This window comes from Thermostichus sp. OS-CIW-31, from assembly GCF_054060305.1.
The window spans coordinates 294,442-319,294 of record NZ_JBSSDA010000001.1 but is presented as its reverse complement, the minus strand read 5'-3'; the positions used below and the strand labels follow the sequence as shown (position 1 = coordinate 319,294).

The window sequence follows — 24,853 nt, the reverse complement described above, 5'->3', positions numbered from 1 at the left end:
CAGCGCAAAGACGGCTCCTACTCCATCCAGATTTGTGTCGAGGCAGAGCCCCCCAAGCAACAGAACACCGACAAGGTGATTGGTGTTGACCTGGGACGGCGAGACATTGCACATACCTCCGAAGGAGACAACTGGAATGGACAGCAGCTGAACAAAGTCCGAGATCACTACTGTCGGTTAAGAGCGTCTCTTCAGCGCAAGGCCAGTAAGGGCACCCGCAGTTGCAGGCGGCGATGCCGTCAACTGCTGCAACGGCTGTCTGGCAAAGAGAGACGCTTTCAAGCTTGGGTGAACCACAGTATCGCTAAGCGCATCGTTAAAGCAGCTCAATCTCTTTCTGCCTGCATTGCAATTGAGGACTTAAGCGGCATTCGAGAACGCACCAATCAACACCCCCGCAGTCGTGAGGAGCGGCGGCGTAGCAATAGCTGGGCGTTCTACCAGCTGCGGCGGTTTATCGAATACAAGGCTGTGAGGGCGGGTGTCAAAGTGGTAGCTGTCCCTGCGGCCTATACCTCGCAGATCTGCCACAAGTGCCTGCGTATTCATCCCGACTCCGCTCAATCCTATCGCAAGGGTAAGCAGTTCAAATGCGGGCACTGCGGTTGGGAAGGGGATGCGGATTTTAACGGTGCGAAGGTGATTGCGCTTTTGGGGGCTGCCGTAAACCAGCCTAGAGGTTCGTGGTTGGCTTGCCAACTGCAGGGCTGCCGAAAGCCCGCCCTGTACTGCGAAGCAGTCAGGGTCGGGTAGTTTACAGAGGGAACTGCTGCCGGAGTGGCAGGGATCGTTGGACTCACAGATGGGTTATCGCCGCCGGGATTGGTTGGCCTACTGGCTGCTCAAGTGGCTGGTGGTCAACCCCTTGTTTCGGGGACTGTATTTTGGGCGCACCTATGGGCAGGAAAACGTGCCTCGCCAGGGATCCCTCATCGTCGTCAGCAACCACGCCAGCCATTTGGATCCGCCGCTGGTGGCCAATGCGGTGCGCCGCCCGGTGGCCTTCATGGCCAAGGAAGAGCTGTTTCGGGTGCCGGGGCTGAAGCAGGTGATCCAGCTCTACGGCGCCTACCCGGTCAAAAGAGGCGGCTCCGACCGCGCTGCCTTGCGAGCCACAGAAGCAGCCTTGGCGCGGGGATGGGCGGTGGGGATCTTTTTGAATGGCACCCGTACCCCCGATGGCCGCATTCCTCACCCCCACTTGGGAGCGGCTCTGGTTGCAGCGCGAACGCAAACCCCTCTGTTGCCTGTGGCTCTCTGGGGTACCGAGAAAGTGCTGCCCAAGGGATCCCGGTGGCCGCGTTTGTTCTGCCCCATCACGGTGCGCATTGGCAACGTGATTCCCCCCCCCGCTTCCAGCGATAAGGCCGATTTGCAGCAGGTGACGGCAGAGTGCGTGCAGGCTATCCATGCCCTTTTGGATCAGGGGCGCTGAGGGTATCTTGGGCTACCAGATACTCAACAACAGGGATCCCTCCCAAGATGTGCTTTTGAAGAATCTCCTCCACCACCTCCGGCGTGACCGAGTGGTACCAAAACCCACCGGGATAGACCAGCAGCACAGGGCCAGGAACAGCATAGTCGCATGCCCGCAGGCAGTTGGCTTTGGTGCGGTGTACCCGCAGGGATCCCCCGCTCCCGATTTCCAGGTTCAATTCCTTGATCCGCGATTTCAAATAGTCCCAGGCTTCCAATCCCACGGCTTTCTCACAACATTTGGGCTTGGTTTGATCTGCACAAAGGAACAAATGCCACTGGTAGGGCGGAATGGGAGCCGGCTGAGGCGCTTGGCCTGGGGATCCGGTTGCCGAGGAGGGATCCAGGATAGGGGAAGAAGCGACAGGACGCGACATAACAAGATGTTTGGGCTTGGCTACAGTTGCATTATCCCCTGTTCTCTAGGTTCTTACCGATGCTGGTGGATAACCCCAAGCAGCGACTGTTTCTTGCTCTGCTCCCCCCTCCAGCACTGCAAGAGCAGGTGACAGCCATCAAACAGCAGTTTGCCGAGCAATTTGCCAGCCAAGCGGCCCTGCGCTCGCCTCCCCACATCACTCTGGTGCCGCCGTTCGAGTGGCCCAGTTCCGATCTGCCGGCCTTGACGGGATCCCTAGAGGCCTTTGCCAAGCAGCAAACTCCCGTCGCCATCCAGCTATCCGGCTTTGGGGCCTTCGCGCCGCGTGTCATTTTTATTCACGTCGTGCCCTCCCCAGAACTGCAGCAGCTACAAGCTCAAGCCCATCACCACATGGGGCTCCTTCTCAACCAGAAAGAGACAACCGCTCAAGCCCGTCCGTTTGTGCCCCACATAACCGTGGCCTTCCGAGACCTAACCCCCGCCCACTTTCGCGCCGCCTGGCCAGAGTTCAAGACGCGTTCTTTCCAGAGTGCGTTTGTAGCGTCAGCTTTGACGCTCCTCCTCCACGACGGCAAACGTTGGCAGGTTTTTGCCCAGTTCTCGATGGGGGAATAATGGGGAACAGAAGAGGGTTGCCAACCGAAGCAGCCTACTCCACCCAGTGAGCGGCCATGTATTCCGCCAAGTCCAACACCCGCTGGGAGTAGCCCCACTCGTTGTCGTACCAAGCCATGACCTTGACCAGATCCCCATCCAGCACACTGGTCATCTCCGCATCCACAATGGCCGAGCAGTCGTGGCCGCGGTAGTCGATGGAGACCAAGGGAATATCCGAGTAGGCGATGATCCCTTTCATCGTGGTTTCCGAGGCTTCCTTCAGGGCAGCGTTTACCTCCTCGGCAATCACGCGCCGCTCCGTCTGCACCACCAAGTCCACCAGAGACACATTGGGCGTGGGAACCCGTACCGCCACCCCATTCAGCTTGCCTTTCAGCTCCGGGATCACCAAAGCCACCGCCTTGGCAGCCCCCGTGGTGGTGGGCACCATGCTCAATGCTGCTGCCCGGGCCCGCCGCAGATCGCGGTGACCACCATCTAAGATCCGCTGGTCGCCGGTGTAACTGTGGGTGGTGGTCATGGTGGCACGGAGGACGCCGAACTTGTCCAGCAACACCTTGATGATCGGGGCAAGGCAGTTGGTGGTGCAGCTGGCGTTGCTGACAATGTTGTGCCGCACCGGGTCGTAGGTGTGTTGATTAACACCGTAGACAAACGTGGGAATGTCTCCCCCCTTGGCCGGGGCGGTGATCACCACCTTTTTGGCCCCCGCTTCTATGTGCTTAGAGGCACCCTGGTAGTCGACAAAAACACCTGTAGCTTCAATAACAAGATCCACCTTCCACTCTTTCCAGGGCAGGTTGCTGGGGTTGCGGTCGGAAACGGCATAGATATGCTTGCCGTTCACCACCAAACCGTTTTCTGCAGGCTCAACGTCTGCTCCCTGCAACGGCCCAAGGATGGAATCATACTTGAGCAGGTGGGCAGCCGTGCGAGCATCTGAGGTGTCGTTGATGGCAACAATGTCCAGGTTGGACTGGGAGCGACCCAGCCAACAGCGCAAAAAGTTGCGACCAATGCGACCAAACCCGTTGATGGCTACCCTAACCACTGCTCCTGACCTCGCTGCTTGAAATCTCTTGGGGGCTGCTGCTTAGCACATGATATCGCAACCCCTGAACATTCTGAAGACAAAATTTGGGATCCAAGGGGTTGTCTTCGTGGACGTTGACCTGCAAACCTATGCGGAGCAGGGATTGAGCCTCTTTCAAGCGGGATAGCGCTGGTGCAGCAGAGCCATAGCCGAGGCTACATTTTCTACCCCTCGCTGCTCCAGAAGATCCGTGAACATACTATCCAGCCAGTAAAGGTGCTCGCTGATGATCTGGCTCCAGGCGCGGTAGAGTTTCACCTGGACTTCCAGAGGCAACAGGATCAGCCCTTCGGTGGAAAGGCGTAGGGTCTGCACCTCGGTTATGGTCACTGCTGTAAAGGAGCGCCGCCGTCCCGTCAGCAGAGAAAGTTCCCCAAACAAACGCCCGGCGTGCAGCGTAGCCAGCCAATAATCTCCCGGATGTCGCACATATTGGCGACGCAGCTCCACCACTCCACTGAGGATCATGTACAGGTCACTGCTGGGATCCCCCTCTTGAAAGATCACCTGGCCAGGAGAGAAGCGGCTGGGCAACAGGGCTGCCGTCAGCGCCTTCCACTCGGCATCTTCCAAAGATTGGAAGAGCAAGTGCTCGCGAACACGCTCAAACGGATAACGGGGGCTGCTCATGATGTCGGTGGGCCAGAGGGGTACCTGAGGCCGGCTCCGTTTCATCCTACCGCTGCCGGCAGGGTATTGGGAGATGGGAGAGAGTTGTCCCCAAAGAGTATCTAAGATGCAATGGAAAAGGTAGGTCGCTCCCAGGGATCCCATGCAGCCTGGCTCAATTGTCCGCTGCCGCAACCGCGAGTGGGTGGTGCTCCCCGCTGATTCAGAAGAAATTGTGGTGCTGCGGCCCCTCACCGGCACCCCAGAAGATGCGGTTTGCATTCACCGACACCTGATGAACCTTGTGGGCGGCACCTTGCCCTTCGAGCGAGTGGAGCCTACCGCCTTTCCTTGGCCCTCTGGGGATCATCCTGCCGATGCCACCAGTACCCTTCTCCTCTGGCAGGCGGCCCGGCTGATTTTACGGGAGGGCGCAACTCCCTTTCGCTCTCTGGGGCGCCTCTCGATTCGGCCACGGGTATACCAGTTTGTGCCCTTGCTCATGGCGCTGCGCCTCGATCCGGTGCGGCTATTGATTGCCGACGACGTAGGGGTGGGCAAGACCATCGAGGCGCTGCTGATAGCCAGGGAGCTTTTGGATCGCGGCGAGATCCGACGCCTTTGTGTCCTGTGCCCTCCCTATTTGTGCGAGCAGTGGGCCAGCGAGCTGGCCGAGAAGTTTAACCTGGAGCCAGTGGTCATCCGCTCGGGAACGGTGGGGCAATTGGAGCGAAAAACCCCTGTTGGGCGCAGCCTCTACGAGTACTTTCCTGTCCAGGTGGCCAGCATTGACTTCGTCAAGACCGAGCGCAACCGCCACCCATTTCTGCAATTTTGTCCTGAGCTGGTCATTGCCGACGAAGTCCATGGGGCAGCGGCGGCCCATGGCAAAAACCAGCAGGAGCGCCACAGTCTGCTCAAAGCGGTGGCCCAAAACCCCAACCGCCACCTGATCCTGCTGACGGCAACTCCCCACAGCGGTGTCGAAGAGGCCTTCCGCTCGCTGCTGGGGCTGCTGCGGCCCGAGTTCGAGACATGGGATCTCCAGGATCTCAACGAAGACCAACGCGTCCAGCTAGCCCGTCATTTTGTCCAGCGCACGCGGCGAGATATTCGGGAAACTTGGCAGGAGCTCACCTGTTTTCCAACCCGGGAAGCTGAAGATGAAACCTACACCCTTTCTGAGGGGCAGCGCAAGCTGTTCGAGGACACCTATGGGTTTTGCTCGGAATTGGTGTGCACAGGGCAGCAACTAGAGAAGCGCCAGCAGCGAGTGCGCTACTGGGGAGCGCTGGCCCTTTTGCGCTGCGTAATGTCCAGCCCGGCGGCAGCAGTAGCGGCATTGCACAATCGCAGCGGAGCAACCCTGGAGGCAGAAGAAGAGGTTGAGGCAGAACTGAGCCGCTGGGTGTTCGAGTCGGCAGAAGAGCGTACCGACGATGAGCTGCCAACGCCAGCTCTTGAAGCCGCAGACCCAACCCTGCCGGATAGCGACCGCCGCCGGTTGCAGGCCCTGGCCCGTCTGGCCAAACAGCTCCAGGGCCCAGAGCACGACACCAAACTGGCGCGGGCCATCGAGCTGGTGAAAAAGTTGCTTCAGGAAGGTTTTCATCCCATCCTCTGGTGCCGCTACGTTGCCACTGCGGAGTATCTGGACAGTTACCTTCGGCAACAGCTGGGATCCCCAGCCCAAGTAGCCTGTGTAACGGGCAGGATGGGAGACGAGGAGCGGGAGGCCAGGATCGCGAACCTGGAAGTTGACCGACCACGGGTGCTGGTGGCCACCGACTGCCTCTCGGAAGGGATCAACCTGCAGGAAAAGTTTACAGCCGTCATCCACTACGACCTGCCCTGGAACCCCAATCGGCTGGAGCAGCGGGAGGGCCGGGTGGATCGCTACGGCCAAAAGGCCAGCCGGGTCAAGGTCATCCGCTTTTTTGGCCGCGACAACCCCGTAGATGGCGTGGTACTGGAGGTGTTGCTCAACAAAGCGCGGGAGATCCACCGCACCCTGGGCACCCACGTGCCTGTGCCGGAGGCTAGCGAAAGCGTTACCCAGGCTGTGCTCGAAGCCCTCTTCCTGCGCAAGGGACACTGGTCCGCCGAGCGCCAGCTAACCCTCGATCTTGGCGTGCCGGAAGTGGATGAGTTTCACCGGCGCTGGGATCGCTCTGTCGAACAGGAGCGGCGCAACCGCACCCGTTTTGCCCAGCGGGCCCTCAAGCCTGAGGCAGTGCAGCGGGAGCTGGAGGCCACCGATGCCGTGCTAGGGGATCCCGAAGCTGTGCGCGAATTCTTCCTGGCTGCCGCCCAGCGCCTCAACCTAGCCATAACCCCAGGGAAGCGGTCGGGGGTCTACCAGGTTAGCGTCGGCTCCGAAGCCACTGCCACCTTGCCGGAAGCCATTCGCCTGGCCCTGCCCTCTCCCAAAGGCGGGCGTTGGCTAATCAGCTTCGACTCGCCCACGCCCGAAGGTGCCGAATACATTGGCCGCAACCACCGCGTCGTGGTTGCCCTGGCCCAGTTTTTGCTGGAGGAAGCCCTCGACAACCCAGAGAAAGGGGATGCTGTCGTCTCCCGCTGCGGCGCTCTACGCACCCGAGCGGTAGTTGATCTTACAACTCTACTGCTGCTGCGGGTGCGCTACCTGGTGGAGCAACCCCAGGGACAGCCTCTCTTGGCGGAAGAGGTGCTGGTGCTAGGCGGTGTTGGCCTGGAGAGCGGCGAGGCCCGCTGGCTGGAGACGGGCGCAGCTCTCCAACTGCTGGCCACGGCCAAGCCGGATGAGAACCTACCGCTAGCGGAAAAGCGGGAGCTGGTTCAGCATCTCCTGGCCTGTCTCGGCCCGTGGCAGGAGACAGAGGAAAACTGGGGAAGGGATCACCGGCTGCAGCAGGCGGCGCGGGAGCGGATTTTGCAGCGTGCTGCTGAGCTGGAGGCTGCCCATAGGCGCATCCGCCAAGCCGTGTCCCTACAGGGGCGGGGGCTGAAGGTGAAGCCGCAGCTTCCCCCCGATCTTTTAGGACTCCTTGTTCTCCAACCGGTGGTTTGCCGATGAGCGAGTTTTCTGGGGTACGCATCGAAGGAGGCCTGTTGGGGCCCGATATTCTCGAAAAGCTGCTGGCAGGGGATCTGCCAGGACAGAAGCCAGAAGACTTCGGCTTTAACAGCAAGCGCAGCCCAGTCGAAGAGATTGCCGCGGTCTTTGCCGATTGTCGAAAGTACTGGGAGGCCTTCCAGAGCCGCCTGCAGCGCCTGCCCGAAAGCGATCTCGCCACCAGCATCACCCGCGATGCCTGGGCGATCCCCTTCTTCAGTTTGCTGGGGATCGAGGTGCGCTATCAACCGCGCGCCTGCGAGGTGGACGGAATGAACTTCCCCATCTCGCATCGCATGGGCGAGGCGGAAGACGCGCCACCGGTGCACATCGTCGGCGCGCGCCAGGAGCTGGGCCGCGTGCCGGCTTCTGGCCGGCCTCGCCTGGCACCCCACTCGCTGCTGCAGGAGTATCTCAACCGCAGCGAGCACCTCTGGGGCATTGTTACCAACGGATTGACCCTGCGCCTCCTGCGGGACTCCACCTATGTGCGTCGGCAGGCCTATGTGGAGTTTGACCTGAAGCAGATCCTAGAGGAGCAGCGGTTTAACGACTTTGCCATCCTCTTTCGGCTGCTGCACCGCAGCCGCTTGCCCCAAACGGCAGAGCTAGCAGGGGATTGTCTGCTGGAAAAGTACTACCAACAGGCCCTGGAGCAGGGTGGCCGGGTACGGGAACGGCTGCGGGAGGGGGTTGAGGAGTGCATCAGGTTGCTGGCAAATGGGTTCCTGGCCCATCCCAAGAACCAGAGGCTGAGAGCGCGGCTCTTGTCGGATCCCAGGGAGCTCTACCGCCAACTGCTGCGCTTGGTCTACCGGTTCCTGTTCCTCTTGGTTTCCGAAGAGCGGGGGTTGATGAGCAGCGCGGCGCTCTATCGCGAGCACTACAGCGTGACGCGGCTGCGGCGGTTTTTGGATCGGCAAAGTGCCCAAGACGAACACGAGGATCTCTGGTGCAGCTTGCGGGTGCTCTGGAGGGTGCTTTCCCAAGAGGAGCTGGCGGAGCTGCTGGGGGCTGCTCCTCTCAACGGAGAGCTGTTTGCCCCTCTGGAGCTGGATGAGTGCAGCCTGAGCAACCGGGATCTGCTGCAAGCCTTTTCGCACCTAGCCTACTACCGAGAAAACCCCACCTCTCCCCTTCGGCGGGTCAACTACGCGGCGCTGGATGTAGAAGAACTGGGATCCGTCTACGAAAGCTTGCTCGACTACCAGCCTCAGATTGTAACTGGGCAAGGGGCGCCTCGCTTTGAGTTGAGCTACGGCTCAGAGCGCAAGAGCACAGGCTCCTACTACACCCCGCCGGAGCTAGTGGCCGAACTCATCCGCTCGGCGCTGGAGCCAGTGATTGAAGAACGGCTGAAAGCCGCTCGCCCACCTGAGGAAAAAGAGCAAGCGATTTTGTCCATCCGTGTGTGTGATCCCGCCTGCGGATCCGGTCACTTCCTGCTTGCTGCCGCCCGCAGGTTGGGCAAGGAACTGGCAAAGATCCGCACCGGCGAAGAGGAACCCGCCCCCGAGCGTGTCCGCGAGGCCATCCGCGATGTGGTGGCGCACTGCATCTACGGCGTGGACAAAAACCCGCTGGCGGTGGAACTCTGCCGCGTGGCCCTGTGGCTGGAGGCCCACTGCGCCGGCAAGCCCCTCACCTTCCTGGATCACCACATCAAGTGCGGCGATTCGCTGGTGGGTGTCTTGGATTTGGCGATTTTGGAAAAGGGCATCCCCGATGAAGCCTTTACCCCGGTTAGCGCTGACTCCAAGGAGGCTGCCCGCTCGCTAAAGCAGCGCAATCGCACCGAGTGCCAGAGTTTGCAAACAGGGCAGCTTTCCCTTGCTTTTGACACTGACCAGGTGGTGGCTGAGCTTAGCCAGGAGCGACAGAAGCTAGAAGCCATTCCAGACAACTCCCCGGCAGAGGTTAGCCGCAAGCAGCAGCTCTACAGCCGCTACTGCCAAGACCCGCAACACCAAAAGCTAGTGGAAGCCTGCAACCTGTGGACAGCCGCTTTTTTCCAGCCCTTGATCCCTGACTTCTCTAGGGCCATTACCACCCAAGCCGTGGCTGATCGACTGCAGGAGAGAACCCCCTCCCAGGCCCTTGCCACTGCTCAGGCCCTCGCCGTCGAGAACCGGTTTTTCCACTGGCCGCTGGAGTTTCCAGAGGTGTTTGAAAGTGGCGGCTTTGATGTGATCCTCTCCAACCCGCCCTGGGAGCAAATCCAACTGGAGGAAGAAGAATTCTTCGCCAGCCGCGATACCGCCATTGCCCGCGCGCCCAACGCCGCCGCCCGCAAACGCCTGATTGCTGACCTGCCCCAGACCAACCCCGCCCTCTGGCACGACTACCAGCGCGCCCTGCACAACGCCGAAAGCGCCAGCCGCTTCCTGCGCGCGAGCGGACAGTACCCCCTGACCGGCCGCGGGCGCATCAACACCTACTCCGTCTTCGCCGAGCGCGTGCGTCACCTGCTGAGGGGACGGGCGGGCATCATCGTCCCCACCGGCATTGCCACCGACGCCACCAATCAGTTCTTCTTCGCCGATCTGGTGGAAAAAGGACATCTGCTCAGCCTGTTCGACTTCGAAAATCGTGAAAAACTCTTCCCGGCGGTCGACAGCCGCATGAAATTCTGCCTGCTCACCCTTTGTGGAGAGCAGGAGAGCAAGAGAGCAGGAGAACACGAGACCTCTCCCGCTCTCACGTTCTCATTTTTCGCCACCCGCCCTGAACACCTGCGCGACCCGCGTCGCGTTCTCACCCTCACAGCGGACGACATTGCCCGCATCAACCCCAACACCCGCACCCTGCCCGTCTTCCGCACTCGCCAGGATGCCGACCTGACCCGCGCCATCTATCAGCGCGTGCCGGTGTTGGTTAACGAACACACGGGAGAAAACTCTTGGGGCGTGCGCTTCATGGCGATGTTCCAAATGTCCAACGACTCGCACCTCTTCCGCACCCGTGCAGAGCTGGAAAAGCAAGGTTACCGGCTGGTGGGGAATGTGTTTGTGCCCTCACCCCCTAGCCCCCTCTCTCACGCTGCGGGAGAGGGGGGAAGGATCGCAGCCCCCGACCTCTCTTCTCGCGCTGCGGGAGAAGGAGGGTACGAATTACCCAAGGCCAGCCAGGAACTGATTGCCAGGGCGCGGCAGTTGCGTCGCGAGGCGACGACCGCCGAAAGCCTGCTCTGGGAATTGTTGCGTGACCGTCGGCTGCTAGGCCGAAAATTCCGGCGTCAACATCCGATTGGACAATTCATCGCCGACTTCTTCTGTGACGATGCCCGCCTGATCATTGAGATAGATGGCGCCGTGCACCGTGAACCCACTCAGCAGGAACGCGACCGTTTGCGGGAGGAAATCCTGCGCGAACATGGCTTTGCCATGCTGCGCTTTACCAATGAGCAGATATTCGACCACACAGAACAAGTCCTCCAAGAGATTGCTGCCTATGTCACTGCCCATTCCTACGAGCATCCTTCTCCCCTCTCCCAAAGCCTTGGGAGAGGGGCCGGGGGTGAGGGCTACCTCCCCCTCTACGAAGCCAAGATGATCTGGCACTATGACCACCGCTACGGGACGTACGAGGGCGTGCGCGACCGCGCCAGCACCCAACTGCCCACGCCAGACGAAGCCCGGCACGCCGACCCGCACTTCCTCGTCCAGCCCTGGTACTGGGTATCGGCAGAAGAAGTGCAAGCCCGCCTGGGCGCGTGGCAACGCGGCTGGCTGCTCGGCTTCCGCGATGTGACCAACGCCACCAACGAGCGCACTGCCATCTTCAGCCTGCTGCCCAGAGTTGGGGTAGGACATACGATGCCCATAGTCCTTACGGGTGAGATTTCGGCTATTCATCTCTCGTGTTTTCTAGCCAATCTAAATGTCCTGATTTTTGATTGGGCATTGCGCCAGAAAATTGGTGGGACGCATCTTAGTTCCTTCATCCTCCGCCAACTCCCTATTTTTCCCCCCACTGCCTACACCCCCGCCGATCTCGCCTTCATTGTGCCGCGCGCACTGGAACTGACCTATACTGCCTGGGATCTCAAGCCCTTCGCCGACGATGTGTGGAACGAAGCTGATGACGGGCTGCGGGCAGCCATCCATGTTGCGTGGGATGCAAACCGTATTGCTGTCGGCAGGCATGAATGGCGCCTGCCATCCTGGATCAGCGCTTACCCGGAGATCGAAACCAACCCGCAGAAGGGCATCCCCTTTCCGCCCTTTCGCTGGGACGAAGACCGCCGCGCGGTGCTGCGTGCCGAACTCGATGCGTACTACGCCCAGCTCTACGGCCTGACGCGCAAGCAACTGCGCTACATCCTCGACCCGGCGGATTTGACCGAACGCGAACTTGCCGACATCCTCGATCCGTGGGAAGAGGTGCGCGACCTGCTCGACCCGGCGGGGTATGCTGCCCGTGTTGCCGCTAGCACCTTCCCCGGCGAAACCTTTCGCGTGCTGAAGGAGAAGGAGATACGTCAATACGGCGAATACTGCACCCGGCGGCTGGTACTGGAGGCGTGGGAGAAGCTGGCGCAGCACTCAATAAAAGCTTAGAATACACATAGATCTGCATTTCTATACACACAAGTGGCTCCTCATGCGCACCAACATCGTCCTGGATGACGACCTGATCGAGCGTGCCCGCCAGGTAACCGGCCTCAAGACCAAGCGCGAGGTGATTCACGAAGCGCTGCGTGTCCTGATTCGCCTACACGAGCAAGCTGAGATCCGCAACTTACGCGGCAAGTTGAAATGGGAGGGCAATTTGCAGCAGCAACGCCTGTCGTGCCTGCAGGACTGAGGATGATCCTGGTGGACAGCACCATCTGGATTGATTACTTCAACGGCATTTCATCGCTTCACACCGACTATCTGGATTGGGCCCTGGATCAAACTCTTATCCTGGTGGGCGACCTGATTTTGGCAGAAGTCTTGCAGGGCTTTCGCAAAGATGCCGATTTCGAGCAGGCTCGCTGTGCTCTGGTGAAATTGCATCAGGTGCAAATGGTTAACCCCTCCCTGGCGGTGAAAAGTGCGCAGAACTTTCGCTTGTTGCGTCGCAAAGGCGTGACGGTGCGCAAAACAATAGATAGTTTGATTGCCACTTGGTGCATTGAGAACAATGTTCCGCTCCTCCACCACGACAGTGACTTCGATGGCTACGAGGCGCATCTAGGATTGCGGGTTATTCGTCCATGAGGCAGAGGTGGCCTTCTGCAGACCAGTTTTCTCTTGACATACCCCCTGCCTAAAGGCAAGGGATTCTGGTTCCTGCATTCGGAGAACGCTGCAGCCGTCGGCGGGTACTGGAGGTGTGGGGGAAGCTGGCGCATTGCCGATCCCACTTCGGAGATATCTTTTTGCCGTTCAGCGGGCCGTAGATCTTGGCGAGTGGGGTTGCAAACACCACTTGCGGCATCTTCAAGCTAGGCTTGAGCTAACCAAGCGGGCCTTGAGGGCAGATTCGATGTCCACCATCTTTGATCTCCACGCCACTGTTCTGGACGACTATTGCGATTTTGTCCGCTCCTTTTTTCTCATTGGCGACCAACGGGCGCAAGCCTTTGTGAATCAAGCTCTAGAGGAAGGGATCCACCTCTGGCCAGAAACCCTCCTCCAGCTCAGCCCTAGTTATGTATCTGGTCCAACCGTTGACGAGTTGGCCGAGGCGGGGCGCATTGCCCAAGAAACAGCCCGCATTTTCCGCTTTGAGGATGGCAGACCCTTCCGCCTCTACCGCCACCAGGAGGAAGCTGTTGCCAAGGCCCTAGCAGGCAAGAGTTTTGTCGTTACCAGCGGCACCGGCTCTGGCAAAAGCCTTTGCTACTTCTTGCCCATCATTGACAACTGGATTCGCCAGGGGGGATCCCGTCATCAGGTGGTGGCCATTGTGGTCTACCCCATGAATGCCTTGGTGAACTCTCAATACCAGTCTTTGCAAGCCCTGTGCGAGCGGTACGAGCGCAACTACCATCGCCCTTTTCCGCTGCGCTTTGCCAAGTACACCGGGGAAACTGCAGAAAGCGACCGGGAAGATCTGCGCCGGGATCCGCCCCAAATTCTGCTTACTAACTACGTGATGGCGGAGCTGCTTTTGGTGCGCCCCGAAGATCAGCGCTTTTTAAGTTCCAACGGGCTGCGCTTCCTGGTCTTTGACGAGCTGCACACCTACCGGGGTCGGCAAGGGGCGGATGTGGCCATGCTGGTTCGCCGCCTAAAAGGACGCTGTGGGGCCAAGAACTTGGTGCATATTGGCACCAGCGCCACCATGATCTCCCGACCAGAAGCCGACGCCCAGGAGCGCCGCCAGACTGTAGCCGCCTTTGCCAGCCGCTTTTTCGGCCATCCCTTTGGGCCGGAGCACGTCATTGAGGAAACCCTGGCCCCCCTCACCGAGGGCGGCCCACCCACGGTGGCAGAGCTGAAGAGCGCCCTGGACTTGCCTTGGCCTACAAACCAGGCCGATCTGCGCCGCCATCCCCTGATGCGCTGGCTAGAGTATGAGCTGGGCCTGGAGCAAAGTCCCGATGGCAGCTTCAGGCGCCGCGTGCCCAGGGAGCTTTCCGAAGTTGCTGCCCAACTGGCAGAGCTGACCAGCACTACCCCTGAGAGCTGCACCGAGTCCCTACGCCAGTTTCTGGCCCACGCCAGCAGCCTGCGGGAGGGCTCTAGCCGCGGCCCGGCCTTGAAGTTGCACCAGTTTATCTCCCAGGGCCGCACCCTCTATGCCACCCTGGAAAGTCGGGACAAGCGGCAGTTTTCCCTGGAAGGACAAGTGCAAGCAGGGGAAGGAAAGCTGTTTTTCCCCGTCAAGTTCTGCCGCCACTGTGGCCAGGACTACTACCACGTCCTCAGGTCAAAGACTCACTTCCTGCCCTATCCTCTGGGGGAAGAGGTTGAGGAAGGCGAAGACCAGCAGGCCGGCTACCTCAGCTTGGATCCCATTGACAACGAGTGGTCGCCAGAGCAGATCCCGGAAGATTGGTACACCCCTGAAAACCGGCTCAAACCCCACTGGAAAAAGCGCGTCCCCCAAGCAGTTTGGGTGCGCCCGGATGGCTCCTTTTCCGAGGTGCCTCAGGCAGAGGCCCAGAAGCTGTGGTGGCAGCCCCAGCCCTTTTCTCTTTGCCTAGCTTGCGGCGAGTACTACAGTGGGCGGGAGCGGGAGTTCGCCAAGCTGGCTTCCCTCTCCAGCGAAGGCCGCTCCAGCGCCACCACCATTCTGGCCACTTCTCTGCTGCGCCATGCCGCTCAGACGGGTGCAGCCCGCGGCAAGCTGCTCACCTTTACCGACAACCGCCAGGATGCCTCCTTGCAGGCCGGCCACTTCAACGACTTTGTCCACGTGGCCCTTTTGCGGGCCGCGCTCTATGCTGCCCTGCAGGAGAAAAAAGAGCTGGACTTCTCAGAGGTAGCCCCGGCAGTGGTGCAGGCCTCAGGCTTGAGCCTTGCCGACATTACCCAAAACCCCGATTTGGATCCCCAGTCGCCGGCTGCCCAAGAGGTCTGGCAGGCTTTTACGGAGCTAACCGAATACCGGCTCTACGAGGATCTGCGGCGCGGCTGGCGGGTTACCCACCCCAACCTGGAACAGGTGGGCTTGTTGAAAATCGAATACCGCAGCCTCAGGGAGCTTTGCCAAGGCTCGGCCCTGGCCCCTCTCCACCCCTGGTTTGTCCAGGCCGAGGTTGAGGAGCGGGAACGCCTGCTGCGGGCTGTTTTGGATCAGTTTCGGCGCAAATTGGCCATCGATGTGCGCCTGCTCAAAGCCGAGTCCCAGAGAACGCTGCGCCGACGGGCCGAGCAACACCTCAACGAGTTTTGGGGCCTAGAAGAGTACGACGAGCTGCGGACGGCCACCTACTTTGTCCGCCAAAGCTGCGACGGAAAGGACATAACAACTTTCAGCCTGGGCCCCCGCAGCGCCCTCGGACGCTTTCTTGCCAAGCGCCTTGGGCTAACCTGGGAAACCTACGATGAGCTTTTGGGATCCCTGCTTTCTCTCCTAGTTAGCTACGACCTGCTGCGGCGCCACTCGGAGAATGGCCAGGAAGCCTACCAGCTCAACGCTGGCTGTCTGCGCTGGTGCCTGGGCGATGGCTCGCCGCCACCAGATCCTCTGTATTCCCGCCGGGCCGAGCAGAGCGGCTACTCCTCTGCCCGCCGCCCCGTTAATCTCTTTTTCCAGCGCCTCTACCAGGCCGGGGCAGCAGGGCTGGGATCCCTGGAGGCCAGAGAGCACACGGCTCAGGTGGTTCGCCTAGGGGAGCGGGAGCGGCGAGAAAAGCGCTTTCGCGGGGAGGATCAAGCTCGACGCCTTCCCTATTTGGTGTGCTCGCCAACCCTGGAGTTGGGGGTCGATATTGCCGATTTGGATCTGGTACATCTGCGCAACGTCCCTCCAACGCCGGCCAACTACGCTCAGCGCAGTGGACGCGCAGGCCGCCAGGGGCAACCGGGGCTAATCGTAACGTATTGCAGTGCTTTCAACAGCCACGACCAGTACTACTTCCGCCGCCGCCCCGAGATGGTGGCCGGTCGCGTGCGCCCTCCCCGCCTGGATCTAGCCAACGAATCGCTGCTGCGCGCTCACATCCACGCCGTTTGGTTGGCTCAGGTGCGCCTGCCCCTAGGCAATTCCATTGAAACCGTCATCGACGCGGATCGGGAAGAGCTGCCCCTCAGGGAGACAGTGGCCCAGCAAATCCAACTTGAGGAGTCTGCCCGCCAACAAGTGAAGGAGCAGGTGCAGAAGCTGCTGGCCGCCGATCGCCAACTCCTAGATAAAAGCGGCTGGTTTAGCGAGCGCTGGCTTCAGCAGGTCATTGAAGAGGCACCCCAGGCTTTTGACCGAGCTTTCGATCGCTGGCGAGAGCTCTATCGGGCTGCCACGCAGCAGTTGGAAGCCGCTAACCGCCAGCTCCAGACGACTCGCCAAAAGAAAGACCAACAGGAAGCCGAGCGCCGCCAGCAAGAAGCCCTGCGCCAGCGCAACTTGCTGCTGCAGATTGGAACCCAGCGGGAGGAAAGCGACTTCTATCCCTACCGCTATTTGGCTAGCGAAGGCTTCTTGCCCGGCTACAACTTCCCTGCCTTGCCGGTGCGGGCCTGGGTGCCCCGCGGCAGCGAGGGCGAGTTCATCGCCCGGCCTCGCTTTTTGGCTATCCGCGAGTTTGCTCCCCACAACTTCCTCTACCATGAGGGCTGCCAGTGGGAAGCAGTGGCGTTTCAGGCTCCGCCCGGCGGCCTGGAGGAGCGCAAAAGTAGCCACAAGCTCTGTTTTAGCTGTGGGGCCTTTGCCGATCCCCACCTGGATTGCTGCCCCGTCTGCGGCACCCAGTTCGATGGGCAAAACAGCCTCTTTACCCAGCTTCTGGAAATGCCCAATGTGCGCATGCGGCGGCGGAATCGCATCACAGCTGACGAAGAGGAGCGGCGGCGGCAAGGCTACGAGCTGCAGACCTTCTTCCAGTTTGCTCCCGAAAGCTCTGGCTACCGCGTCCAAGAAGCTGATGTGCTGAGCGGACAAACTCCCCTGCTGCAGTTGCGCTATGCCCCGGCGGCCACCCTGCTACGCATCAACCACGGCTGGCGGGGAAGTGGAGGGCGCGGCTTTTTGGTCAACTTTGAAAATGGGGAAGTTCCCTCGCGAGATCAGCTTGAGCGGAACAGGGCAGGCTCGTCCAACCCAGTCCCCCTGCAGTCCATTCGCCTGGCGGTGCGCAGTACCCAAAACCTGTTGCTGGTGCGCCTAGTTCAGCCAGGGGTGGAGAATCCGCAGGCCCTGGAGACCACCCTGCGCTATGCCCTCAAGCGAGGGATCGAAGAGACCTTTGAGCTAGAAGAGACAGAGCTGGCCGCCGAGTGCATCGGCCAGGGATCCCATCAGGCCATGCTCTTCTACGAAACAGCAGAAGGGGGCGCTGGCGTCCTGCGGCGCCTGGTGGAAGAGCCCCAGGCTCTGGCGGAAGTGGCCCAAGTGGCGCTGGAGATCTGTCACTTCCAGCTTTCAGAGGCCGGGATCCAAGACCTGCGGCCCGAATGCCGAGCAGCCTGCTACGAATGCCTGCTCAGCTATGCCAACCAACGGGAAGCGCTGCAGCTTGACCGCTATCAGATCCGGGATCTTTTGGGCCTGCTGGCCAACAGCCGCACCGAGCTGCGCTCCCTGGGTCGCTCCCGCCAAGAGCACCTGGAGTGGCTGCGCCAGCTCCTGGACCCTCGCTCTGAACTGGAGCGCCGCTTTCTCGAAACGCTGGCAGCAGGAGGGTATCGGCTGCCTGAGGATGCCCAGAAAGCCATTGCCGATCCCGACTGCGTCGTTGACTTCTTCTACAGCCCCAACATCTGCATCTTCTGCGATGGCCCAGTCCACGACCAGCCTGCCCAAGCGGAACGGGATCGCCAACTGCGCTCGCAGCTGCAGGGACGGGGCTACCGCGTGCTTGTTCTGCGCTACAACCAAGATTTGCAAGAGCAGCTGGCTCGCTACCCAGAAGTATTTGGCAAGGGCAGCTAGTCCTGCTGGTGGGAAAACAGATAAGCTCCCACAAAAGCCAGGATTACCGCCAAGCCGCCCAAAACTCCCACCGTGTACCAGGGAAACTCCGCAAGCGGCTGGTAGGCGGCTGCCCGCATGCCAATGCTGGCGTAGGAAAGGGGCAGGCAATAGACCAGCACCTGCAGGTAGGTCGGCAACTGGGCGGGATCGAAAAAGGTGGCCCCCAGAAAAGACATGGGCGTAATCAAAAAGTTGGTTAGCACGCCCACACTCTCCAGGCTGGGCACCTTCAAGCCAGCAATTACCCCAATGCCGGCAAAGACGGCGCAATCCAAAAGTAGAACCAACAGCGACAAGGGGTGAAGCAGGCCCCAGGCCCCCGTACCCAGCACCCCCACCGCCAACACCCCCAAGGCCGTCAGCAGGCCGCGGGCAATGCCCGCCAGCACCTTGCCCAGATGCAAAGACAAGGGGTGCACCGGCAACAGCAGCAGCTCTTCAAAGCTCTTGGTAAATAGCCGCGATCCACAAATGGAGAAGGTGGTGCCGGCAAAGCTGATGGTCATGGCTGAAAGAGCCACCATCCCCGGCAAAATAAAGCGCAAATAAGAACCTGCCGCCGTGGATCCGGCCACCTCGGCCAAAGCTTCGGCCCGCAGGGATCCCCCTAGGCCCACCCCAAAGGCAACAATGTAGATGAGGGGAGCCACCAGCCCCGAGGCCACCACCTGCCAAACTCGCCCCCGCAGATCCAGCCAGTCGCGCCAGAAGATGGTTAAACTGTCTTCCCAGATTCGCTGATAGGGTAGGGTCAGGGCACGGTTCACCATACGTTTTCCTCGCCGTTCACGGGTTTTGGGCTTGCCGTCTTGTGTCCGATTTTCTGCCACCACTCCGGTTGGGCACCGTTGGCTAATAGCCGTAGTAGTTGGAACGCCACCAAGCCACCGGCAGCGCCAATGCCTTGCTGAGAGTGGACACGTAAGCGCGGGTGCGAAAAACCTGGTAGTGGTTGCGCTCGATGGCGTTGAGAATCTGCCGGTAGAGCATCAAGGAAGCGGCTACCGGCCAGCGGGAGTCCGGCTGCAGGGTAGGGATCCCCCGTTCCGCTTGGGCATAGAGCTCCCTAGCCCGCCGGATCTCATAGTCCATCAAAGCCATCCAGCGCTCGTCAATAACATAGTTAAACAGGTCCCGCTCGGAGTAGTTGAAGCGGCGCAGATCTTCCAGGGGGATGTAGATCCGCCCGCGGCGGGCGTCCTCTCCCACATCCCGCAAGATGTTGGTTAGTTGCATGGCGATCCCCAGCGCCACCGCCTCCTCGCGGCCATCCCGGCCCGGCACAAACCCCATGATCTCCGAGCACATCAGCCCCACCACCCCGGCCACGCGGTAGCAGTAGACCCGCAGATCCTCCCAGGTGGCGTAGCGCCGCGTATCCAAGTCCATGCTCTGCCCCCGCAGCATCTCGCGAAACGGCTCGATGGAAAGGCGGTAGGTGCGGATGGTGTGGATCAAAGCGAGGTCCGTGGGGACTTGCGGCTCGCCTCCCTGGAAGAGCGACTCCAGATGGGATCCCCACTGCTCCAGCTTGCTGCGGGTGACCTCCACCTCTGCCTGGCTGGCTTCCAGTCCATCCAGCAACTCATCGGTTTGCCGCAGCCAAGCGTAGATGGCCCAGATGGCCCGCCGTTTGGACTGGGGCAAGAGCAGGGATCCCAGGTAGAAAGTCTTAGCGTGCTTGGCCGTAATCTGGCGACAGAGGGCAAAAGATTGCTCAAGCGGACTCATCTGGCTATCTCCAGGAGCACAGGGCCAGGATAGAGAAGGAAGAGGAACGGCGAGGGCACATATCAACACTACGGGAAAGCGGACGCCGCGGATAGCCTAGAAGAGGTTGTGGGGAAAAGAAAGATTCAAAAGGCATAGGAGGCGGACGGCGGAGAGCTAGACCCCCGCAGCTGCCAGAGTTGAGGCCGAGACAGAAGCGCGTTGAAATGGGATCCCCTTGTTGATGGCCTCCGCCGCCCACTTGCCGGAGAGGATGGCCCCCTCCATGCTGCCCAGGAAGGGCTGTAGGGTGTAGCTGCCCGCCAAGAAGAAGTTGGGAATAGGGGTAACTTGAGTGGGGCGATACTGCTGTCTGCCAGGGGTAGCCTTGTAGACCGAGCGCGGCGTTTTCACCACCACCCACTTGCGCACGCGGGCGGGGTTGGGGCCGGTAAGGTGCTGGGGAAAGAGTTTTTTCAGTTCCTCCAGCGTGGCGGCAAAGATCTCCTCATCGCCGCGATCAATCCACTCGGCAGCCGGAGCCAGCACCAGCTCCAACATGGACCGCTCCGGATCGGCATAGGCCCGGCAGGTGTTGCTCATGTCGGCATACACGCTCAATAGCGGCGAGCGGGAAAACAAGGAGTGATCGATGTGAGTAATCTTGCGGTCAAACCAGATCTGCAGGCTAATTACTGGCACCCCCTCCAGTTCACGCAGCTTTTGGAAAAAGGGGATCCCCCACCACTGCGCCGGCAGCAGCTCCTTGAGCGCGTCCACCGAAAGGGCCGAGACATAGGCATCGGCAGTCACCTCCACCGGCCCAGAGGGGGTGGCTAAGCAAAACCCGGCCACGCTGCCGTCAGGGTTGAGACGAATGTCCTGCAACGCCGCGTTTAGATGAACCTCCCCCCCACGGGCGACAATGTAGTCCACCATCGGCTGGCAGAGCCGCTCTGGGGGAGCGCCGTCTAGGTAGGCAATCCTAGAGCCATCTTTTTGCTGCAAAAAGCGGTTCAAGGCCGTCAGGGGCACCATGGCCGAGATCTCCTCCGGGTTGATGAAGGCCAGGGCCTTGGAGACGGCAATGAAAATATCGGTGTTGACCCGCTCGTCAATACCCTGCCGCCGCAGCCATTCCAAGAGGCTATAGCGATCCATCTGCTCCACATAGCGCTGGCCGCGAATCATGGCCGGCACCAGCCCCAGGGCAAACTTCACCTTTTCCCCCCAGGTGAGCATGTCGTTGTTGCGCAAGATGCCGACAATGGCGTTGAAAGGAGCGGGAATATCCGGCAGGTCAAAGCGGGAATAGGTGCCCGGCTTGTCCGGCTGGTTGAAAATCAAGCTGTGTTCCTTCCACTGCAGGCGATCGGAGATGCCCAGCTCCCGGAACAGCTGCAACGTGTTGGGGTAGGCGCCAAAAAAGTTGTGCAGCCCCGTCTCGATCCAGTCGCCGTCGGCATCTTTCCAGGCAGCCACCAGGCCACCCAAAACATCCCGCCGCTCAAAGAGGAGCGGTTGATGCCCGGCATCGCAGAGATACTTGGCACAGGCCAGCCCGGCCAGCCCGCCACCAGCAATGGCAACACGCATGAGGGTAACGACAAAGCAACATTTTTATTCTATTTGCAAACCGTTACAATTGCCGGGGCCAAGGGGCAGACGGAAGGCCGACCCAGCAAAAGCAGCGGAACAAGGGGATCCCGAAGCCCATCGGTCTCGCTGCCGGGATCCCAATCGCTGGTAGGATACATACGGAAGAAAAAATAAAGATTTTCTGCAGTCCGGGGGAAAACAACGATGGCCAAACAAACACTGGGATCCCTGCTGTCATCTGGCTTTGATTTAAACGGCAAGCGCGTGCTGGTGCGCGCCGACTTCAACGTCCCGTTGGATCCCCAGGGCAACATCACCGACGACACCCGCATTCGCGCCTCCCTGCCCACCATCCAGGCCCTCACCCAGGCAGGCGCCAAAGTGATCCTCACCAGCCACCTGGGCCGCCCCGTCAAGAAGGACAAAGAGACAGGCGCGGTTAAGGTCGCCCGCGAGGGCAATAGCCTGGCCCCCGTAGCCACCCGTCTTTCTCAATTGCTGGGCCAGCCGGTTGCCTTTGCCCCCGACTGCATCGGCCCTGAGGCCGAGGCGGTAGTGAACCGCCTGGAAAACGGCCAGGTGGCCCTGCTGGAAAACGTCCGCTTCTACCCAGAAGAGGAGGACAACGACCCGGAATTTGCCCGCAAGCTGGCCTCACTGGCCGACCTGTTTGTCAACGACGCCTTTGGCAGCGCCCACCGCGCCCACGCCTCTACTGCCGGCGTTACCGCCTATCTCCAGCCTGCTGTGGCTGGCTACCTGGTGGAAAGGGAGCTGCAATTCCTCTCCGGCGCCATTGAGGATCCCCGGCGGCCCTTGGCGGCCATCATCGGCGGCTCCAAAGTGTCCAGCAAAATCGGCGTCATTGAGCGGCTCCTGGAAAAAGTGGACAAGCTCCTGCTGGGCGGCGGCATGATCTTCACCTTTTACCAAGCCCAGGGCCTCAAGACCGGCAAATCCCTGGTAGAAACCGACAAGCTGGATCTCGCCCGCTCCCTGATGGAGAAAGCCAAAGCGCGAAGGGTGGAGCTGTTGCTGCCGGTGGACGTGGTGGTAGCGGATCGCTTTGACAAAGACGCCAACGCCCAGACGGTTTCCATCCACCAGATCCCCGACGACTGGATGGGTCTGGACATTGGCCCAGAATCGGTAAAAGCTTTTCAGTCCGCCCTGCAGGGGTGCCAAACCGTGGTCTGGAATGGGCCAATGGGCGTGTTCGAATTCGACCGCTTTGCCCTGGGCACAGAAGCCATCGCCCGCACCCTGGCCGATCTCACTCAAGCGGGAGCCACCACCATCATCGGCGGCGGCGACTCGGTGGCAGCTGTCGAGAAAGTTGGCCTCGCTGACAAGATGACCCACATCTCCACCGGCGGCGGGGCCAGCTTGGAGCTATTGGAAGGGAAGGTGCTGCCCGGCATTGCCGCTCTCACAGAAGCGTAGGTTCCTCCTTCGGGTCGCAGCCCCTCCAATCCAAAAACCAAGCCAAAAAGTAGGGGCTGGATTCAGCCCCTCCTAACTTTAGTCGGTGTAGATCGCTGCAGCGATGGCGAGACAGGATCCGGCTTAGTGCATCACCACTTTAACGTTGGCGTTGTTCAAGCCAGGACGCTTCACCTCGGCCAAGGTCTTGTTGACGGCGTACTTCTGGTTGATGGAGTTGATCAACTCGGTCTGGTTGTGCTTCTTGGCCACGCCCCACAGATCGGCGATCAGGTCGTAGGAACCGTCGGGATTCTTCGACCAGCCCAGATCGTAGTCGCCTTCCAACTGAGCCACGATGTCAGCGCGAACACGCTGGCCGTTGTAGCCACGCACGTCGGCGTTCAGCTTAACGGTGTAGCCGAGATCGCGCAGAGAGTTGATCAGGATTTGGCTATCGGTGATCTTGGTACGCAAGGTGCTAAAATGAGACATGGTGTTTCTCTCCTGTGTGTAGGGGTTGGAACATCAACACAAACAATGGGCACTGTTCTTTGGGGAAGGTTTGGGCCCTGCCGTCCCTGCTTTTGTCAAGGTAGCTTTGGATCCTCACCTCCTCCTAGAACTCCAGCCGCTGGTACTCGGCTACAGAGGCCGCTGCAGGCCGAGCCCGCTGCTGGGCCCATTCCCTCAACGCTACCACTTGCTCCGTCATGGTGCGAGATAGCGGTTGAGTTGCTTTCGTTGCTGCCAAAATGTCCAGTTGGGTAAATTCGCGGTTCTGGGCAAACGCTTCGTACATGGCAGCAATCAAAACTTGTTCGATCTCTGCGCCGGAGAAGCCTTCACAGGCGGCAGCTAGCTGGCGCAGGTTAAAGCGGCTGATATCGCGCCGCCGCTTCTGCAGGTGGATCCGAAAGATCTCGATGCGCTCGTTGATGTTGGGCAAGTCCACGAAGAAGATTTCGTCAAAACGGCCCTTGCGCAAGAATTCGCCCGGCAGACGGTCCACACGGTTGGCGGTGGCCATGACAAAGACCGGCGAGCGCTTCTCCTGCATCCAGGTTAGGAAAGAGCCAAAGATGCGGCTGGAGGTGCCCCCGTCAGAATCGCTGGAGCCTGCTGACCCGGCAAAGGCTTTGTCCAGCTCGTCGATGAAAAGGATGGCAGGGGCGAGAGATTCAGCAGTTCGCAGGGCACTGCGCAGATTCGCTTCCGATTTGCCCACCATGGAGCCATCATAAACGCGGCCCATGTCCAGACGCAGCAGGGGCAGGCCCCAGAGACGGGCAGTGGTCTTGGCGATCAGCGACTTACCGCAGCCAGGCACGCCCAGGATCAGCATACCCTTGGGTTGGGGCAGTCCATAGGCGCGGGCCCGCTCAGTGAAGGCCTCAGAACGTTGCAGCAGCCAGCGCTTCAGCTCTTCCAGACCGCCAACGGCGTCGATGGTCTCGTCCTCTTCGATAAACTCGAGAATGCCGTTGCGCCGGATCAGTTGCTTCTTCTCAGAGAGGATGATGTCTACTTCTGCCTCGGTGAGGCGACCATGCATCACCACAGCCTTGCGGTAGACTTTTTCTGCCTCGTCCTGCGTTAGGCCCAGGGCCGCCTTGAGCAACTTTTCGCGGGTATCAGGAGCCAAAGGCAGGGAGCGCGGGATCTGCTCCAGCTGGCGGTTGAGGGCGCGCTCCAATGTGGCCATGTCCGGCAGGGGGAAGTCCACTACGCAAATGTCTTTCTCCAGCTCGACCGGAATCACCTGCACCGGCGACATGAGCAGGATGGTTTTGTGGGATCCCTTCAGGCTGGCAATAGCATCCCGCAGCCAGCGCTTCACCTCGGTGTTGTCCAAGAAGTCATGTAGGTCTTTGAAGACGCAGATGGCGGGATCCTTTTGCTCCATTACCCACTGGATGGCGGGCTGGGGGGATTGGGTGTTGTGCTGGGTGAGGCTGCGGGGGTTGCCGTATTCGACGATGCCGTGGGTAACTGTCCAAATGAATAGGCGACGCTGAGGCTTAAGGGTGCGGGCAATTGCTGCCAGAGCCGCTTCTGCCCGTTCCTCCTCTGGAGTCAGCAGGTACAGCAGTGGGTATTGAGCTTGAATGAGGATGCTTAGCTCTTGCATGGGAAACACCAACTGCAGAGGGGAAATTTCAGGAGCCGCCAGAACGGTTGAAAAATGGGGTTCGAGTTGCCTAGGTATTGGATTGCACTTGGGAGTACGCCCTTGTTGGATGGATTTTGAGAGGATTTTAGAAGCTTTCTGTGTTGCTGT

The 24,853-nt window shown here is 60.2% G+C and carries 18 protein-coding genes; 9 read left to right on the top strand and 9 right to left on the bottom strand.

Annotated elements, in window-relative coordinates; all coding sequences use genetic code 11:
- Positions 1-753, top strand: a 753-nt coding sequence (locus ACVWY9_RS01470) for an RNA-guided endonuclease InsQ/TnpB family protein (RefSeq protein ID WP_457387292.1), incomplete at its 5' end; no start/stop codon positions are given.
- Positions 754-802: 49 nt separating this feature from the next.
- A complete protein-coding gene (locus tag ACVWY9_RS01465; protein ID WP_457387291.1) occupies positions 803-1,435 on the top strand; it encodes a lysophospholipid acyltransferase family protein in 633 nt (210 codons plus the stop codon).
- Here ACVWY9_RS01465 and ACVWY9_RS01460 read toward each other — a convergent pair.
- Positions 1,404-1,853, bottom strand: coding sequence for a (2Fe-2S) ferredoxin domain-containing protein (locus ACVWY9_RS01460; RefSeq protein WP_414331431.1), 450 nt, complete (start codon positions 1,851-1,853; stop codon positions 1,404-1,406). The two genes, ACVWY9_RS01465 and ACVWY9_RS01460, sit on opposite strands and share 32 nt — an antisense overlap.
- A 59-nt stretch (positions 1,854-1,912) precedes the next feature.
- Here ACVWY9_RS01460 and ACVWY9_RS01455 point away from each other — a divergent pair, with 59 nt between their 5' ends.
- On the top strand, positions 1,913-2,473 hold the full coding sequence (locus ACVWY9_RS01455; RefSeq protein ID WP_457387290.1) for a 2'-5' RNA ligase family protein: 561 nt from the start codon (positions 1,913-1,915) through the stop codon (positions 2,471-2,473).
- 34 nt (positions 2,474-2,507) lie between these two features.
- Here ACVWY9_RS01455 and gap read toward each other — a convergent pair whose 3' ends face one another.
- Both gap and ACVWY9_RS01445 read right to left on the bottom strand, forming a co-directional pair.
- Positions 2,508-3,527: a type I glyceraldehyde-3-phosphate dehydrogenase gene (gap, locus tag ACVWY9_RS01450; protein ID WP_011433307.1), complete on the bottom strand. Its 1,020-nt coding sequence runs from the start codon at positions 3,525-3,527 to the stop codon at positions 2,508-2,510.
- 156 nt (positions 3,528-3,683) lie between these two features.
- Positions 3,684-4,244, bottom strand: a complete 561-nt coding sequence (locus tag ACVWY9_RS01445; RefSeq protein WP_414523074.1) for a Crp/Fnr family transcriptional regulator — start codon at positions 4,242-4,244, stop codon at positions 3,684-3,686.
- A gap of 97 nt (positions 4,245-4,341) precedes the next feature.
- Here ACVWY9_RS01445 and ACVWY9_RS01440 point away from each other — a divergent pair, with 97 nt between their 5' ends.
- The 5 genes from ACVWY9_RS01440 (at position 4,342) to ACVWY9_RS01420 (ending at position 17,799) form a co-directional block, all read left to right on the top strand.
- A complete protein-coding gene (locus ACVWY9_RS01440; protein WP_457387289.1) occupies positions 4,342-7,236 on the top strand; it encodes a helicase-related protein in 2,895 nt (964 codons plus the stop codon).
- A complete protein-coding gene (locus ACVWY9_RS01435; RefSeq protein WP_457387288.1) occupies positions 7,233-11,834 on the top strand; it encodes a DUF559 domain-containing protein in 4,602 nt (1,533 codons plus the stop codon). The genes ACVWY9_RS01440 and ACVWY9_RS01435 overlap by 4 nt, the downstream gene beginning before the upstream one ends.
- 43 nt (positions 11,835-11,877) lie before the next feature.
- A complete protein-coding gene (locus ACVWY9_RS01430; protein ID WP_011433302.1) occupies positions 11,878-12,081 on the top strand; it encodes a type II toxin-antitoxin system VapB family antitoxin in 204 nt (67 codons plus the stop codon).
- 2 nt (positions 12,082-12,083) lie between these two features.
- On the top strand, positions 12,084-12,479 hold the full coding sequence (gene vapC, locus ACVWY9_RS01425; protein ID WP_011433301.1) for a type II toxin-antitoxin system VapC family toxin: 396 nt from the start codon (positions 12,084-12,086) through the stop codon (positions 12,477-12,479).
- Positions 12,480-12,747: 268 nt separating this feature from the next.
- On the top strand, positions 12,748-17,799 hold the full coding sequence (locus ACVWY9_RS01420; RefSeq protein ID WP_457387287.1) for a DEAD/DEAH box helicase: 5,052 nt from the start codon (positions 12,748-12,750) through the stop codon (positions 17,797-17,799).
- Here the strand turns inward: ACVWY9_RS01420 and ACVWY9_RS01415 are convergent.
- The 4 genes from ACVWY9_RS01415 to ACVWY9_RS01400 all read right to left on the bottom strand — a co-directional run bounded on the left by ACVWY9_RS01415 (position 17,796) and on the right by ACVWY9_RS01400 (position 21,308).
- Complete coding sequence (locus ACVWY9_RS01415) at positions 17,796-18,611, bottom strand: ABC transporter permease (protein ID WP_011433299.1); 816 nt, start codon at positions 18,609-18,611, stop codon at positions 17,796-17,798. The two genes, ACVWY9_RS01420 and ACVWY9_RS01415, sit on opposite strands and share 4 nt — an antisense overlap.
- An 82-nt stretch (positions 18,612-18,693) precedes the next feature.
- A complete protein-coding gene (locus tag ACVWY9_RS01410) occupies positions 18,694-19,572 on the bottom strand; it encodes a phytoene synthase (RefSeq protein WP_011433298.1) in 879 nt (292 codons plus the stop codon).
- 156 nt (positions 19,573-19,728) lie between these two features.
- On the bottom strand, positions 19,729-21,147 hold the full coding sequence (pds, locus tag ACVWY9_RS01405) for a 15-cis-phytoene desaturase (protein ID WP_414406685.1): 1,419 nt from the start codon (positions 21,145-21,147) through the stop codon (positions 19,729-19,731).
- A gap of 29 nt (positions 21,148-21,176) precedes the next feature.
- On the bottom strand, positions 21,177-21,308 hold the full coding sequence (locus ACVWY9_RS01400; protein ID WP_414400357.1) for a hypothetical protein: 132 nt from the start codon (positions 21,306-21,308) through the stop codon (positions 21,177-21,179).
- Positions 21,309-21,354: 46 nt separating this feature from the next.
- Here ACVWY9_RS01400 and ACVWY9_RS01395 point away from each other — a divergent pair, with 46 nt between their 5' ends.
- Positions 21,355-22,593, top strand: coding sequence for a phosphoglycerate kinase (locus ACVWY9_RS01395; protein WP_457387286.1), 1,239 nt, complete (start codon positions 21,355-21,357; stop codon positions 22,591-22,593).
- Between the two features lie 123 nt (positions 22,594-22,716).
- Here ACVWY9_RS01395 and ACVWY9_RS01390 read toward each other — a convergent pair whose 3' ends face one another.
- Positions 22,717-23,067 (bottom strand): DUF1257 domain-containing protein, encoded by a 351-nt coding sequence (locus ACVWY9_RS01390; protein ID WP_414355711.1) that lies wholly within the window; start codon positions 23,065-23,067, stop codon positions 22,717-22,719.
- Between the two features lie 124 nt (positions 23,068-23,191).
- Positions 23,192-24,703, bottom strand: coding sequence for a stress-responsive protein Ycf46 (gene ycf46, locus ACVWY9_RS01385; RefSeq protein ID WP_457387285.1), 1,512 nt, complete (start codon positions 24,701-24,703; stop codon positions 23,192-23,194).
- Positions 24,704-24,853: the final 150 nt, after the last annotated feature.

Coding starts and splice junctions, on each gene's coding strand:
- ACVWY9_RS01415 (WP_011433299.1), bottom strand. CDS start 18,611: ATGGTGAACCGTGCCCTGACCCTACCCTATCAGCGAATCTGGGAAGAC.
- ACVWY9_RS01435 (WP_457387288.1), top strand. CDS start 7,233: ATGAGCGAGTTTTCTGGGGTACGCATCGAAGGAGGCCTGTTGGGGCCC.
- ACVWY9_RS01455 (WP_457387290.1), top strand. CDS start 1,913: ATGCTGGTGGATAACCCCAAGCAGCGACTGTTTCTTGCTCTGCTCCCC.
- ACVWY9_RS01460 (WP_414331431.1), bottom strand. CDS start 1,853: ATGTCGCGTCCTGTCGCTTCTTCCCCTATCCTGGATCCCTCCTCGGCA.
- ACVWY9_RS01440 (WP_457387289.1), top strand. CDS start 4,342: ATGCAGCCTGGCTCAATTGTCCGCTGCCGCAACCGCGAGTGGGTGGTG.
- ACVWY9_RS01400 (WP_414400357.1), bottom strand. CDS start 21,308: ATGTATCCTACCAGCGATTGGGATCCCGGCAGCGAGACCGATGGGCTT.
- ycf46 (WP_457387285.1), bottom strand. CDS start 24,703: ATGCAAGAGCTAAGCATCCTCATTCAAGCTCAATACCCACTGCTGTAC.
- ACVWY9_RS01430 (WP_011433302.1), top strand. CDS start 11,878: ATGCGCACCAACATCGTCCTGGATGACGACCTGATCGAGCGTGCCCGC.
- ACVWY9_RS01395 (WP_457387286.1), top strand. CDS start 21,355: ATGGCCAAACAAACACTGGGATCCCTGCTGTCATCTGGCTTTGATTTA.
- ACVWY9_RS01465 (WP_457387291.1), top strand. CDS start 803: ATGGGTTATCGCCGCCGGGATTGGTTGGCCTACTGGCTGCTCAAGTGG.
- ACVWY9_RS01445 (WP_414523074.1), bottom strand. CDS start 4,244: ATGAAACGGAGCCGGCCTCAGGTACCCCTCTGGCCCACCGACATCATG.
- ACVWY9_RS01410 (WP_011433298.1), bottom strand. CDS start 19,572: ATGAGTCCGCTTGAGCAATCTTTTGCCCTCTGTCGCCAGATTACGGCC.
- ACVWY9_RS01420 (WP_457387287.1), top strand. CDS start 12,748: ATGTCCACCATCTTTGATCTCCACGCCACTGTTCTGGACGACTATTGC.
- ACVWY9_RS01390 (WP_414355711.1), bottom strand. CDS start 23,067: ATGTCTCATTTTAGCACCTTGCGTACCAAGATCACCGATAGCCAAATC.
- vapC (WP_011433301.1), top strand. CDS start 12,084: ATGATCCTGGTGGACAGCACCATCTGGATTGATTACTTCAACGGCATT.
- pds (WP_414406685.1), bottom strand. CDS start 21,147: ATGCGTGTTGCCATTGCTGGTGGCGGGCTGGCCGGGCTGGCCTGTGCC.